The 13,034-nt window shown below is 71.9% G+C and carries 11 protein-coding genes; 2 read left to right on the plus strand and 9 right to left on the minus strand.

Annotated elements, in window-relative coordinates; genetic code table 11:
• Positions 1–28 precede the first annotated feature (28 nt).
• Together VJ693_RS18720 and VJ693_RS18725 are read right to left on the minus strand one after the other, a co-directional pair.
• Positions 29–1,297: a PQQ-dependent sugar dehydrogenase gene (locus VJ693_RS18720; protein WP_324156627.1), complete on the minus strand. Its 1,269-nt coding sequence runs from the start codon at positions 1,295–1,297 to the stop codon at positions 29–31.
• Between the two features lie 67 nt (positions 1,298–1,364).
• On the minus strand, positions 1,365–2,273 hold the full coding sequence (locus VJ693_RS18725; protein WP_324156629.1) for a LysR family transcriptional regulator: 909 nt from the start codon (positions 2,271–2,273) through the stop codon (positions 1,365–1,367).
• 102 nt (positions 2,274–2,375) lie between these two features.
• Here VJ693_RS18725 and VJ693_RS18730 point away from each other — a divergent pair, with 102 nt between their 5' ends.
• Positions 2,376–2,978, plus strand: coding sequence for a short chain dehydrogenase (locus tag VJ693_RS18730; RefSeq protein WP_324156631.1), 603 nt, complete (start codon positions 2,376–2,378; stop codon positions 2,976–2,978).
• 13 nt (positions 2,979–2,991) lie between these two features.
• Here the strand turns inward: VJ693_RS18730 and pcaB are convergent, their stop codons facing one another.
• Genes pcaB through VJ693_RS18760 form a run of 6 tightly spaced genes read right to left on the minus strand, consistent with a single transcriptional unit; the run spans position 2,992 to position 10,389 of the window.
• Positions 2,992–4,335, minus strand: coding sequence for a 3-carboxy-cis,cis-muconate cycloisomerase (gene pcaB / locus VJ693_RS18735; RefSeq protein WP_324156633.1), 1,344 nt, complete (start codon positions 4,333–4,335; stop codon positions 2,992–2,994).
• Between the two features lie 31 nt (positions 4,336–4,366).
• Positions 4,367–5,182 carry a CoA ester lyase gene (locus tag VJ693_RS18740; RefSeq protein ID WP_324156635.1) on the minus strand — a complete coding sequence of 272 codons (816 nt, stop codon included), beginning with the start codon at positions 5,180–5,182 and terminating at the stop codon, positions 4,367–4,369.
• Positions 5,179–6,357, minus strand: coding sequence for a CaiB/BaiF CoA-transferase family protein (locus tag VJ693_RS18745; RefSeq protein WP_324156637.1), 1,179 nt, complete (start codon positions 6,355–6,357; stop codon positions 5,179–5,181). Before VJ693_RS18745 ends, VJ693_RS18740 begins: the two co-directional genes overlap by 4 nt.
• 13 nt (positions 6,358–6,370) lie before the next feature.
• Positions 6,371–7,219: an FAS1-like dehydratase domain-containing protein gene (locus tag VJ693_RS18750; RefSeq protein ID WP_324156639.1), complete on the minus strand. Its 849-nt coding sequence runs from the start codon at positions 7,217–7,219 to the stop codon at positions 6,371–6,373.
• Positions 7,220–7,221: 2 nt separating this feature from the next.
• A complete protein-coding gene (locus tag VJ693_RS18755) occupies positions 7,222–8,289 on the minus strand; it encodes a porin (RefSeq protein ID WP_324156641.1) in 1,068 nt (355 codons plus the stop codon).
• A 39-nt stretch (positions 8,290–8,328) separates the two neighbouring features.
• Positions 8,329–10,389, minus strand: a complete 2,061-nt coding sequence (locus VJ693_RS18760; RefSeq protein WP_324156642.1) for a 4-oxalomesaconate tautomerase — start codon at positions 10,387–10,389, stop codon at positions 8,329–8,331.
• A 93-nt stretch (positions 10,390–10,482) separates the two neighbouring features.
• On the opposite strand from VJ693_RS18760, the gene VJ693_RS18765 reads away from it, so the two are divergent.
• Complete coding sequence (locus tag VJ693_RS18765; protein WP_324156644.1) at positions 10,483–11,418, plus strand: LysR family transcriptional regulator; 936 nt, start codon at positions 10,483–10,485, stop codon at positions 11,416–11,418.
• Here the strand turns inward: VJ693_RS18765 and VJ693_RS18770 are convergent.
• On the minus strand, positions 11,410–12,963 hold the full coding sequence (locus tag VJ693_RS18770) for a PLP-dependent aminotransferase family protein (RefSeq protein WP_324156646.1): 1,554 nt from the start codon (positions 12,961–12,963) through the stop codon (positions 11,410–11,412). The two genes, VJ693_RS18765 and VJ693_RS18770, sit on opposite strands and share 9 nt — an antisense overlap.
• Positions 12,964–13,034 lie beyond the last annotated feature (71 nt).

The raw sequence follows: 13,034 nt of genomic DNA on the forward strand, positions 1-13,034 counted from the left end.
TGATGTGTCCGGCCGCCGGCCGCCCCGTTCAGCGTTCGATGCGCAACAGGCGGCCGGTGTCGGTCAGCAGGTAGATCCAGCCATCCGGGCCCTGACGCACGCAGCGCACGCGCTCGTTCAGCAGGCTCTTCAAGGGCTCGTCGCGCGAGACCTCGGTGTGACCCGAGAGCACGAGGCGCCACAGCGTCTGGCCGGCCAGGGCACCGACGAAGGCGTTGCCCTGCCACTCGGGGAAACCGCTGCCGGTGTAGAAGAGCAACGAGCTGGGCGCGGTCGACACCGGGACCCAGGTGGCCACCGGCTCGACGTAGTTCGGCGCGTGCGTGCCTCCGCCGATGCGGCAGCTGTCGCCGACCGGCGAGCCGTACTCGCAGCCGTAGCTGACCAGCGGCCAGCCGTGGTTGCCGCCGCGTTGCACGGCGTTCAGCTCGTCGCCGCCCTGGGGCCCGTGCTCGGTGTTCCACAGCTCGCCGGTGCCGGGCTGGATCGCGATGCCCTGCGGGTTGCGGTGCCCGTAGCTCCAGATCTCGGGCCGCGCGTTCGCGCCGAATGGCGGGTTGTCCGGTGGGATGCTGCCGTCGGGCCGGATGCGCACGATCTTGCCCAGCGAGGTGGCCAGGTCCTGCGCCGGGCTGCCCAGCTGCCGCTCGCCGAGCGAGACGAACAGCGTGCCGTCGGCCGCGAAGACCATGCGCGAACCGAAGTGCCCGCTGCCGCTGACCTTGGGCACCTGGCGGTAGATGACCTGCAGGCCCTGCAGCGCATTGCCGGCCAGCCGGGCCCGGGCCACCGCGGTGCCTGCCAGCCCGGTCTCGGCGCCGCTGCCCGGCTCGGAGTAGCTGAAGTAGACCCAGGCGGTGTGCGCGAAATCGGGGTCGAGCACGATGTCCAGCAGGCCACCCTGGCCGGCCGCGATGACGGCCGGCACGCCGCTCACCTCGGCCTCGACGGTGCCCCCGTCGGCCGAGAGGCGGATGATGGCGCCGCCGCGCTCGGTGACCAGCATCCGGCCATCGGGCAGGAAGGCCAGGCCCCAGGGGTTGGCCAGGCTGGTGTTCAGCACGGTCAGGCGTGCGTCGCCGGGTGGCGGCGGTGGCGGCGGCGGTGGTGGAGGTGGAGCCGGCGGCGGCGCGGGTGGAGGCGACGACATGGCACTGTTGTCGCTGCCGCCGCCACCGCAGGCGCTGCCCAGCGTGGCCCAGGCGCCGGCCAGCGCCGCCCAGCGGGCGACACGGCCCAGCCATTCGCGGCGTGGTGCGGCGATCGGGCGGGGTGGGGCAGGCGGGCGCCGGCGCATCACGCCATCTTGTCAGTGCGCATCGACGCCTGCCGGATCGCGGCCAGGGGCCCCGCCGGCCGAATGGTCAAGTGAGCGCGGAGGTGCCCGGCGCCGCGCCGAAGCGGTCGAGCATGAAGTCGACGAAGGTGCGCAGCTTGGGCACCGGCTGGCGGTCGCGCGGGTAGACCAGGTGCATCGGCCGTGGCGGCGGCAGCTGCGCCTGCAGCAGCCGCACGAGCCGGCCGCTGCGCAGGTCTTCGGCCACCAGCGCCTCGGCCAGCAGCGCGATGCCGGCGCCCTGCAGCACGGCCATGTGCAAGGCACCGCCGTGGTTCGACACCAGGCGCGGGCTCGGCAGCTTGTCGTCCTGCATCAGCTCGGCCAGCGGCGACCAGTCGCCCTGCTGGTTCCAGTGGGTGAAGCCCAGGCGCTGGTGCCGTGCCAGCTCGTCCGGCGTGCGCGGCGTGCCGGCCCGCGCCAGGTAGGCCGGCGTCGCGCAGAGGCACATGCCGTAGGGCTGCAGCGGCCGGGCGATGAACTCCGAATCCTTCAGCCGGCCGATGCGCACCGCGACATCGAAGCCCTCCTCGACCAGGTCGACGACCCGGTCTTCCAGCGCCAGCTCGACGCTGAGTTCGGGCCAGGCCGCGAGGAAGTCGGCCAGCGCCGGCGCCATGCGCATCGCGCCGAAGCTGACCGGCGCCGCCACCCGCAGCCGGCCGCGCGGCGCAGCGCGCAGCGCCTCGGCGCCGGCCTCGGCGGCGCGCACGTCGGCCAGGATCTCCTTGCAGCGCTCGAGGTAGTGGCGGCCGACCTCGGTCAGGCTCTGGCGCCGGGTCGTGCGGGTCAGCAGCCGGGCGCCCAGGCGCTGCTCCAGGTGCTGCAGGTGCTTGCCGACCATCGGCGCCGAAAGGCCGAAGCGCTTGGCCGCGGCGCTGAGGCTGCCCGCCTCTACCACGGCCACGAAGACTTCCATGCTGGTCAGGCGGTCCATTGATTCGGAACTGATGGTTTCCAGTGCTGCTATCGGAAGCCTATTTTTCCAAAGCAGTTCCGTTTCCACAATGACGCCACCCCATTTCAGTCGGAGCAAGCCATGAAGAAGATCCTCGTCATCGGTGCCAGCGGCACCATCGGCCGCGCGGTCGTGAGCGCCCTGTCGGCGTGGCATGAGGTCATCGCCGTCGGCAAGACCCGCGGCGCGCTGCAGGCCGACATCACCCGCGCCGACAGCCTGCACGCACTGTTCGAGCGTGCCGGCCGCGTCGATGCCGTCGTCGCGGCCGCCGGCCGCGTGCACTTCGGCCCCTTGGCCGAGATGACGCCCGAGCAGTTCCAGATCGGGCTGCACGACAAGCTGCTGGGCCAGGTGCAGCTGGCGCTGATCGGCCAGCACCACCTGAACGACGGCGGCTCGATCACGCTGACCTCGGGCATCCTCGGCGACGAGCCGCTGCGCAGCGGCGCCAACGCCAGCACCGTGAACGCCGCGCTGGAGGGCTTTGCCCGCGCCGCCGCGATCGAGCTGCCGCGCGGGCTGCGCATCAACGTGGTCAACCCGACCGTCCTGACCGAGTCGATCGAGCGCTACGACCCGCTGTTCCGCGGCTTCGAGCCGGCCGATGCCGCCCGGGTGGCGCAAGCCTATGTGCGCAGCGTCGAGGGGGCGCAGACCGGGCGGGTCTACCGGGTTTGGTGAGGCCGGTGGCGGGTCACAGGCACGCCAGCACCCGATCCACCATCAGGCCGGATTGGCCGAGGTAGTTCGCCGGGTCCAGCATGCGTTCGAGCGCGGGGCGGTCGACGTGCCGGGCGATCTCGGCATGGGCCGCCAGCAGGTCCAGCAGAGGCGTCTTCGTGGCGATCGACTCGCGGCACAGGTCGTAGACCAGGTCGTGGGCGTACTCGCGGCCGATGTACGGGCCCAGGCCCATCATCACCGCCTCGCTCATCACCAGGCCGCCGGTCAGGTCGATGTTGCGGCGCATCGCCTCGGCGTCGACCTGCAGGCCTTCGATCACGAAGCGCGACTGCTTCAGCGCGCCGGCGATCAGGCAGAAGGCCTCGGGCAGCACGATCCACTCGATTTCCCACGGGCCGGTGGATCGCTCGTGGTCGGCGACCATCGCGTCCATCAGCGCGGCGGCGTGCTGGCGCACCACCGAGATCGCGGCGTGGATGTAGCAGCTCGAGATCGGGTTGCGCTTCTGCGGCATGGTGCTGCTGGAGCCGCGGCCGTGGTGGTAGGGCTCGTAGACCTCGCCGACCTCCGTCTGCATCATCAGCTTCACGTCCATGCTGAGCTTACCCAGCGTGCCGCCGATCAGCCCCAGCACCGCGCCGACCTCGGCGATGTTGTCGCGGATGGTGTGCCAGGCGATCACCGGTTGCGCGAGCCCGAGTTCCTCGCACAGCCCCGCCTGGGTTTGCATCGCGCCGCTCTCCAGCGAGGCCAGCGTGCCGGCCGCGCCGGCGAACTCGCCCACCAGCACCCGCTGCTTCAACTGGGCCAGGCGCTCGCGGTGGCGCAGCACCGCCGACAGCAAGCCGGCCATCTTGTAGCCGAAGGTCACGGGGATGGCCTGCTGCAGGTTGCTGCGGCCGATCACCGGCGTCAGGCGGTGCTCCTTGGCCAGCCTGGCCAGCGCCGCCGCGATGGCAGCCAGCTCGTCGTCCACCAGTTGCAGTGCCTCGCGGATCTGCAGCACGGTGGCGGTGTCGGTGATGTCCTGGGTGGTCGCGCCCCAGTGCACGTATTCGCCGAGCTTGTCGCGGCACAGCTGGTTGATCTGCGTGACCACGCCGAGGATGGGGTAGCCGATGCGCTCGGTCTGTTCGCGCAGCCGGGCCAGGTCGATCTGGTCGAGCCGGCAATGGCTGACGATCTCGTCGGCAGCCTCCTGCGGGATCAGGCCCAGCCGCGCCTGGACGCGAGCCAGCGCAGCCTCGATGTCGAGGTATTTCTGCGTGCGGTTCTCGTCGGACCAGACCTGGCGCATCGCGTCGGTGCTGAAGATGCCCTGGAAGACCTGCGAGTCGATGATGGAGGCGGCCATGGTGGGCTCCTGGAGGTGCGTGGAGGTTTCTTCAGCGGGTGGCGCGCTCGCGCAAGGCCAGCGCGCGCTGCAGCACCGGCTTGTCGACCATGCGGCCGTCGACCTGCACGGCGGCGCCACGCGCGGCTGCGGCGGCGGCGATCACGCGCTCGGCCCAGTCGAGCTCGACGGCGCTGGGGCGCATCGCGTCGTGCAGCGGGGCAATCTGCCGGGGGTGGATGCACAACTTGGCGCCGAAGCCCAGCGCCCAGGCCCAGCCCCAGTCGGCCAGCAGCCGGGTGTCGTCGCCGATCTCGGGCGTGACGCCGGCCACCGGCGCGGGCAGGCCGGCGGCGCGCGAGGCCAGCGCGAGGCAGGCGGCGGCATGCGCCAGGCCGGCGGGTTCGGGGGCGATGCCGAGGTCGAGCGCGAAGTCCAGCGTGCCGAACACCAGCCGGGCCATGCCCGGCGCTGCCGCCACCTCGTGCACGGCGACCACGCCGCGCGCGGTCTCGACGAGCGCCAACACCTCGACCGCGGGCAGCCGGTGGCGCACCGTGCCGATCTGCCAAGCGGCCTCGGCCTTCGGCAGCATCACCAGCCCGACCGGTGCCTGCTGCAGCATCGCCAGGTCGTTGGCGAAGCAGGGGGCCGCCGCCTCGTTGACCCGCACCGCGATGCGCGCCCGCGTGGCGGCGTCGCAGGTCGGCACCCAGCGCTGGATTGCCTCGCGGGCGGCTTGTTTGCGATCGGCCGCGACCGCATCTTCCAGGTCGAGCACCACCACATCGGCGTCGCTGGCGAGGGCCTTGTCGAAACGCTCGGGCCGGTCGCCCGGCACGAAGAGGTAGCTGCGCGGCGTGTTCATATCGCGCCTTCGGTGCGCAGCGCGGCGATGTCCGCGGCGTTCAGGCCCAGCTCGGCGAGGATCGCGTCGGTGTGCTCGCCCAGTGCCGGCACCGGGTCCATGCGAGGTTCCTCGTGCCACGAGCCCGGCGGCAGCAGCGCGGGCAGCGGGCCGGCGGGCGAATCCACTTCGCGCCAACGTTGGCGGGCCTTCAACTGCGGGTGGTCCCAGACCTCGGCCATGGTGTTCACCCGCGCGTTGGCGATCTGCGCCGCTTCGAGCCGCTCGACCACCTGCGCCGCGCTCAGCGGGGCGAAGGCGTCGATGATGATGGCCCGCAGCGCCTCGCGCTCGGCGCTGCGGCGCGCGTTGCCGGCGAAGCGCGGGTCCTGCGCCAGCGCGGGCTGCTGCAGCACCTTGTCGCAGAAGGCGACCCACTCGCGTTCGTTCTGCAGGCCCAGCATCACGGTGCCGCCGCCGCCGGTGGGGAACGGGCCGTAGGGGTAGATCGTCGCGTGGCTGGCGCCGGTGCGGGCCGGTGGCGGCGCGCCGTCGAAGGCGTAGTACAGCGGGTAGCTGGTCCACTCGGCGAGCGATTCCAGCATCGAGATGTCGATGTGCTGGCCGCGGCCGGTGTGCGCACGCTGCAGCAGCGCCGCCAGGATCTGGCTGTAGGCGTACATGCCGGCGGCGATGTCGGCGATCGACGGGCCGGCCTTGCAGGGCTCGTCGGGCGTGCCGGTGACCGAGACGAAGCCGGCCTCGCTCTGGATCAGCAGGTCGTAGGCCTTCTTGTCGCGGTAGGGGCCATCGCCGCCATAACCCGAGATGTCGCAGACGATGATGCCGGGCTTGGCCGCGGCCAGCGTCTCGTAGCCCAGGCCCAGCCGGGCCGACGCGCCGGGCGCGAGGTTCTGGATCACGACGTCCGCCTGTTCCAGCACCAGACGGCGCAGCAGCGCATTGGCGTGCGGGTGCTTCACGTCCAGCGTGAGGCTCTCCTTGCTGCGGTTCGTCCAGACGAAGTGCGAGGCCAGGCCGCGCACCCGGCTGTCGTAGCCGCGGGCGAAATCACCGACGCCGGGGCGCTCGATCTTGATGACCCGCGCGCCCAGGTCCGCCAGCTGGCGGGTGGCGAACGGCGCGGCGATCGCGTGTTCCAGCGTCACCACCGTGAGGCCCTTCAGGGGTTGCATGCGAGGTGACCTTTCAGCGCAGCGTGGCGACCGCGTCCATCGTCAGCCAGCCCTCGTGGTCCTGGGCCCAGAGCTTGATGGCCTGGCCATCGGCCTGGGGCGCGCCGTTGACGCGCAAGGGGTGCAGGTCGAAGGTCGGCCGCACGGCCTTGAAGCGGAACGTGGCCACGTCGGCTTGCGGGGCCTGGCGGCGCAGCAAGTCCATCAACAGCGTGGCGATCAGCGGGCCGTGCACGATCAGGCCCGGGTAGCCCTCGACCTCGGTCACGTAGCGCCGGTCGTAGTGGATGCGATGCCCGTTGAAGGTGAGCGCGCTGTAGCGGAACAGCAGCACGTCGTCCGGCACGATCTCGCGTTGCCAGGGGGCACCGGTGGCCGCCGCCGTGGGGGGTGGCTCCACGTCGCCCGGCTGCTTCGCACCGCGGTAGACGATGTCGTGGAACTCGACGATCGCGGGTTCGCTGGCGCCGTTGCATCGCAGCTCGTGCCGCACCTTCACGAAGACCAGCGGCCCGGTGCGGCCATCCTTGCGCGTCACGTCGGCGATGGTCGAGGTGCGCTGAACGGCGTCGCCTACCCGCACCGGGCTGCGGAACTCGAACTGGCTGCCCGCCCACATGCGCCGCGGCAGCGGCACCGGCGGCAGGAAGCCGCCGCGCCTGGCGTGCCCATCCGGGCCGATCTCGCTTTGCCGGTGCAGCGGCAGGAAGTACAGCCAGTGCCACAGCGCAGGCAGCGGCGTTCCGGCCTCGACCGGGGCCGGGTCGTGGTCCAGGGTGGCCGCCAGCGCGCGAACCGGCGTGGGCGTGATGGTGTCGTGCAGCGTCTCGCTGCGGCCGATCCAGGCAGTGAGTTCGTCCATGGTCAGAAGCTGTGGCGCAGCCCCGCTTCGATGCCGCGCGAGCTGTCGCCGCCGGCCAGGCCCTTCGGGCCGCCGGGCACGACATAGGTGGCCGCGCCGCTGTTGGTGATGCGCGAGAGCGTGCCATACAGTGCGCTGCGCTTGGACAGGTTGTAGACGTAGCCCAGCGCGATCTGGCTCGCGTCGTTGTCGTCGATCGAGGTGCCACCCACCTGGCCGGACAGGTTGGCCCGCGTCCACGACAGCTTCCATTCGCCGGAGCCCATCGGCACCCAGGCCCCGAGCAGCAGGTTGGTCTGCGTGGCGTCGAGCTGCCGGAAGCGGCGCCAGGCGGCCGAGACGCGCACGACGCCGAAGCCGGCGTTGGCGCCCACGGCGCTGTCGGTGAACGCGTCGTCGGCCGTCAGGTCGTTGGTCGTGCGACTGTGGGCGGCCGAGACGCCCCAGCCGGCGGCGGCATAGCCCACGCGCGCGCCGACCACCTTGTGCTGGCCGTTGGCGGCCAGGCCGCCTTCGCCCGCGGCGACCATCACGCCGCCCTCCAGCCCGCCCCAGCCGCTGGGCATCAGCCACTGCACCGAGTTGCTGGCGCGCACAGTGGTGTTCGGGTTGCTGCCGAACGCGCCGCGGATCGGGCCGGTGGGCGAAGCGGACACCAGGTTGCTCGAGCTGCCTACGCCGACGTAGGCGAAGGGGTCGTAGCGGCTCCAGTTCGAGTAGCTGGGCACGAAATCGCGGCCGGCGCGGATCTCGCCCAGGCTCTTGCTCGCCAGGCTGACCGTCGACCGGCGATCCCAGAACTGCGTGGCCTGGGCCGGCGTGCCCGTGTCCAACGCCAAGCCGTGCTCGAGCCAGAAGGCGGCCGACAGGCCGTCGCCCAGGTCTTCGGTGCCGCGAACGATCAGGCGGCTGGTGGCATTGCCGCCGCTGGCCAGCGAGCGGTCGGTGCCGACGCCGTCGTTGCTGACCTGGCGGATGGCTGCGTCGGCCACGCCGGCCACGGTGACGCTGGACTGCGCCTGGGCGCCGGCGCTGGCCGCGACGGCGGCGATGGCGAGAACGGTTTTCATCGGTGTCTCCTCGTGATGTTGGTGGGGGGTGTGGGCGGATCAATCGGCAGTGAGCTTGGCCTTCTGCACCACGCCCTTCCACTTGGCGAGCTCGGTCTTGACCAGCTGGCCCAGTTGCTCGGGCGTGCTGGTCTCGACGTCGGCGCCGTGGTCTTCGATGCGCTTGACGATTTCCTTGTCGTTCAGCACCTGGTTGAGCGCCTTGTTCAGTTGCTCGATCACGGCCTTGGGCGTCTTGGCGGGGGCGAAGATGCCGTACCACTGGGTCACGTCGACGCCGTCGACGCCGGCTTCGCTCAGCGTCGGCACGCCCGGCAGGCTGGACGAGCGCTTCGGCCCGGCGACGGCCAGTGCGCGCAGCTTGCCGGCCTTCACGTGGGGCAGCGCGGTGAACAGGCTGGGGAACATGAACTGCGTCTGGCCGCCGATGGTGTCGGTCACGGCCGGCGCCGAGCCCTTGTAGGGCACGCCGGTCATCACCACGCCGGCGTTGAGCTTGAACAGCTCGGCGGCGTAGTGCGGCGCGGTGCCGTTGCCGGCCGAGGCGTAGGTGAACTTGTCCGGCTTGGCCTTGAGCTGCGCCACCAGGTCCTTCACGTCCTTGATCGGTGTGCCGGGGTAGGCGACCATCAGCGTGGCGGAGTAGCCCACCATGCCCACCGGCTCGAAGTCGGCCACCGGGTCATAGCGCAGCTTCTGCAGCGCCGGGTTCATCGCATGGGTGGCGATGTAGCCGAACATCAGCGTGTGGCCGTCGGGCGTGGCACGGGCCACGTACTCGCTGGCGATCGAGCCGTTGGCGCCCGCGCGGTTGTCGATGATGATGGTCTGGCCCAGCAGCGGCCCCAGCTTCTGGGCGATCGTGCGGGCCATGGCGTCGTTGCCGCCGCCGGCGGCCGTGGGCACGACGAGTGTGATGGGCTTGTCGGGCCAGGCCATCGCGGCCGGCGCGGCCGCGGCAAGGGTGGCGGCGAGCGCCGGGGCGAGGATGCGTTTCATGGCCTTGTCTCCTTCAATGGGTTTCGAGAACACGTAGTCCGGGATGTGCAGCTCGCCTTCCAGGATCTTGCGGGCGGTGCGCACCAGGGCTGCGCGTTCGATGCGCGCTTGCTCGCCCCGGCCTTCGATGACGGCTTCGACGTCGATGCGGCCCTGCGGGTGCAGGACCGAGACCGCTCGTGCACCGCTCACGACGAGCGGGCTGCTGGCCACGGTGCCGGGCAGCGAAAACGCCGTGGCCACGCCGATGGCGCCGGTGACTGCATGCGAGGCATGGCAGCGGCGCGGCGTGAAGTAGCGCGAGGTGATGCTGTGATCGCCATCTCCGGCGCTGACGATCACCGGCTTGGGCACGACGCTGTTGCTCACGTCGCCCAGGCCCATGCGCTCGCCGGCGGCGCAGCGAAGCTGCTCGATGCGCGCCAGCAGCGCGCGATCGGCGTCCAGCTCGGCAGGGCTTTCGCGGCCGCTCAGGCCCAGGTCGGCCGCGCGCAGGATCACCAGCGGCATCGCGGCGTCGATGCAGGTGAGCGGTGTGCCGTCGACCACGTCGATGCGCTGCCCGGTGGGGAACAGCGCGCCGGTGACCGAGCCCCAGGCATCGAGGAAGTTCAGGCGGATCGGCGCTGCGGTGCCGGCCACGCCGTCGATGCTGGTGGTGCCCTCGTAGGCCACGCGGCAGCCGGGCGTCAGCACGGTCACATCGATGCGCGAGCGCGTGTTGATGTTGAACACGCGCACGGTGGTCTGGCCGTCCAGCGCGGTCACCAGGCCCTGCTCGATGGCGAAGGGCGCCACGCCCGACAGCATGTTGCCGCAGTTGGGCCGCGTATCGACCGAGCACTGGCCGACGCCGACCTGGGCGAAGAGGTAGTCCACATCACAATCGGGCTGCGACGAGCGCGACACGATCGCCACCTTGCTGGTCAGCGTGCTGCCGCCGCCCACGCCGTCGACCTGCAGCAGGTCCGACGCGCCGATGGCGCCGATCAGCGCCTGGTCGCGCGCCTCGTCGCCGTCCGGCAGCCATTCGCGCAGGAAGAAGGGTCCGCGGGAGGTGCCGGCGCGCATCAGCACGCAAGGGACGGTGAGGGAATCCATGCCTCCATGATCGGCGGGGCATCGATGCAAGGGAATTGCATAAACTTCATGGATTGATCGACAGAGAACATCAATCAGTTCAAGGCAACCCCGATGGCCATCCAGTTCGACTTGAATGACCTGCAGGCTTTCCGCACGGTGGCCGAGCTGCAAAACTTCCGCCGCGCGGCCGAGGCGGTGCACATCTCGCAGCCGGCCTTCAGCCGCCGCATCGAGAAGCTCGAGCAGGCCCTGGGCGTGCGGCTGCTGGAGCGCACCACGCGCAAGGTCACGCTCACCGCGGTGGGCCGGGAGTTCGCGCGCAGCGTGGCGCAGTGGCTGGACGAGCTCGACGGCACGCTGCTCGCGCTGCGCGGCATCGCGCCCACCCGCATGGGCGAGGTGACGGTGGCGTGCGTGCCGTCGACCGTGTACTACTACCTCTCGCAGGTGATCCGCCGCTACCGCGAGACCTACCCGAAGATCCGCGTGCGGGTGCTCGATGCCGGCGCCAACGAGGTGCTGGCGGCCGTGGCCGGTGGGCAGGCCGATTTCGGCCTGAACTTCATCGGCAGCCAGGAACCGGAGATCGACTTCCAGCCGCTGGTCGAGGAGCGTTTCGTCGCGGCCTGCCGGCGCGACCACCCGCTGGCCCGGCGCCGCCGCGTGACCTGGCGCGAGCTGGGCGAGCACGAGTTCATCACCGTCAGCAAGGAATCGGGCAACCGCCTGCTGTTGGACCAGGCGCTGGCCGGCGTGCCGGGCCGGCCCGAGGCGGTGTACGAGGCGCAGCACGTGACCACGCTGCTCGGCCTGGTGGAGGCGGGCCTGGGCGTGGCGGCGGTGCCGTCGATGGCGATGCCGGGCCGCGACCACCCGCTGCTGGTCAGCATCCCGCTGGAGGAGCCCACGGTGACGCGCCACGTGGGCCTGATCCGCCGCCGTGGCCGCGCGCTGACGCCGGCGGCGCAGCAGCTGTTCGACTTCTTCGCCGACATCCCGCCCACGGGCGCGGCGCCGAAGCCGAAGCGGGCTCGGCGGTCAGGCTGAGCGCGGGCCGGCGAGCAGGGCTCGGCGCAGAGCTGGCGCCATGCGGTCCACCAGCGCTTCGATCTGCTCGGCCTGGACGCCAGCATACGACAGCACCAACCCGCTGCGCCGCGCCCCGACGCAGTAGACCGACAGCGGGATCACCGTGACGCCCAGCGCCCGGCAGCGCGCGGCGAGCACCTGGTCGTCCACCGCGTCGGGCAGCGCGAGCGCGAGGTGCACGCCGCGTGCGCCGCCGAGGATGCGCAGCGCCGGCGGCGCGCCTACGGGGTCGGCCAGCAGCTCGGGCACCGCGCGCCACAGCGCCTGCACCAGCGCCTCGCGCCGCGCGCCGTACTCGCGCCGCAGCGCGCGCACATGCGAGGCGTAGTGCCCGTCGGCGATGAAGCGCGCCAGCGCCTGCTGCACGAGCTGGTCGCCGTCGCGGTAGAAATCGGCCGAGGCGTCGGCGAAGACGCTGGCCAGCGCGGCCGGCACGACCAGGAAGCCGACGCGGATGCCGGGGTACATCGTCTTGCTGAAGCTGCCGAGGTACAGCACCCCGCCGGCGCTGCCCATCTCCGCGTCGAGCCCCTGCAACGAGGGAAACGGCATGCCGGTGTAGCGGTACTCGCTGTCGTAATCGTCCTCGATCAGCAGCGTGCCGTGGGTGCGCGCATGGGCGAGCCAGTCGAGCCGGCGCGCGAGCGGCATCACCGCGCCGGTCGGGAACTGGTGCGACGGCGTCAGGTAGGCCAGACGGGCCGGCGGCGCGTTGCGCGCGGGCGCGGGCGGCGGCAGCCCGTCGTCATCGACCTCGATCGGCTGCAGCGTCAGCCCCAGGTCCGCCAGCGTCTGGCTCGCGCCCCAGTAACAGGGGTTCTCGATCCACACCCGATCGCCCGGGTCGCACAGCAGCCGCGCGATCAAGTCCAGCGACTGCGCCGTGCTGTCGGTGATGATGACCTGCCGTGCTTCGCAGCGCACGCCGCGCGTGGCGCGCACGTGCTGCGCCACCGCCTCGCGCAGGGCGGGCAGGCCACCGGGCTCGCCGGCGGCCAGCAGGGCCGCGTCCTGCCTGCGCAGGGGCTGCGCCAGCAGGCGGTTCCACAGCGCCTGAGGGAACAACCCGGCATCGAAACCGCCCGGGCAGAAGGGCTGCCGGCTCCAGAAGCGGTGCAGTGGGTGTGCCTGGTAGCGCAGGCCGCGGGCCGCGAGGGCCGGCGCGGGCCGCCGGGTGGCCGGCCGCACGGCCTTGGCCGGCGCCTTGCGCGCGCTGACCCGCTCGGGCGCCACGCGGCAGGCGTAGGTGCCCGAGCCCTGGCCGGCGGCGACGAAGCCCTCGGCGGCCAGCTGCGCATACACCGCGACCAGCGTGTTGCGCGCCACGCCCAGGCGCTGCGCGAGCGCGCGCGTCGCGGGCAGCCGCTGGCCCGGGGCGACGATCGCCTGCAGGATGGCCTCGCGCAGCCCCTGGGCCAGGCGCGCGCCGAGCGGCTGCCCCGGCGCCGCCGCCTCGCGGGCGGCCAGCCAGTCGGCCAGCGTGTCGGTCGGTGGGGCGGTCATCGGGATCAAAGTGGACCAATCAGCAAGCCATGAAGTGGCCCAACATGGTGGTCCATTTGAATCCTATCATC

Origin of the sequence: Ideonella sp., assembly GCF_035254525.1 — a bacterium.
In the GTDB taxonomy this organism is placed as follows: domain Bacteria; phylum Pseudomonadota; class Gammaproteobacteria; order Burkholderiales; family Burkholderiaceae_C; genus Ideonella.

Coding starts and splice junctions, on each gene's coding strand:
- VJ693_RS18720 (WP_324156627.1), bottom strand. CDS start 1,297: ATGCGCCGGCGCCCGCCTGCCCCACCCCGCCCGATCGCCGCACCACGC.
- VJ693_RS18725 (WP_324156629.1), bottom strand. CDS start 2,273: ATGGACCGCCTGACCAGCATGGAAGTCTTCGTGGCCGTGGTAGAGGCG.
- VJ693_RS18730 (WP_324156631.1), top strand. CDS start 2,376: ATGAAGAAGATCCTCGTCATCGGTGCCAGCGGCACCATCGGCCGCGCG.
- pcaB (WP_324156633.1), bottom strand. CDS start 4,335: ATGGCCGCCTCCATCATCGACTCGCAGGTCTTCCAGGGCATCTTCAGC.
- VJ693_RS18740 (WP_324156635.1), bottom strand. CDS start 5,182: ATGAACACGCCGCGCAGCTACCTCTTCGTGCCGGGCGACCGGCCCGAG.
- VJ693_RS18745 (WP_324156637.1), bottom strand. CDS start 6,357: ATGCAACCCCTGAAGGGCCTCACGGTGGTGACGCTGGAACACGCGATC.
- VJ693_RS18750 (WP_324156639.1), bottom strand. CDS start 7,219: ATGGACGAACTCACTGCCTGGATCGGCCGCAGCGAGACGCTGCACGAC.
- VJ693_RS18755 (WP_324156641.1), bottom strand. CDS start 8,289: ATGAAAACCGTTCTCGCCATCGCCGCCGTCGCGGCCAGCGCCGGCGCC.
- VJ693_RS18760 (WP_324156642.1), bottom strand. CDS start 10,389: ATGGATTCCCTCACCGTCCCTTGCGTGCTGATGCGCGCCGGCACCTCC.
- VJ693_RS18765 (WP_324156644.1), top strand. CDS start 10,483: ATGGCCATCCAGTTCGACTTGAATGACCTGCAGGCTTTCCGCACGGTG.
- VJ693_RS18770 (WP_324156646.1), bottom strand. CDS start 12,963: ATGACCGCCCCACCGACCGACACGCTGGCCGACTGGCTGGCCGCCCGC.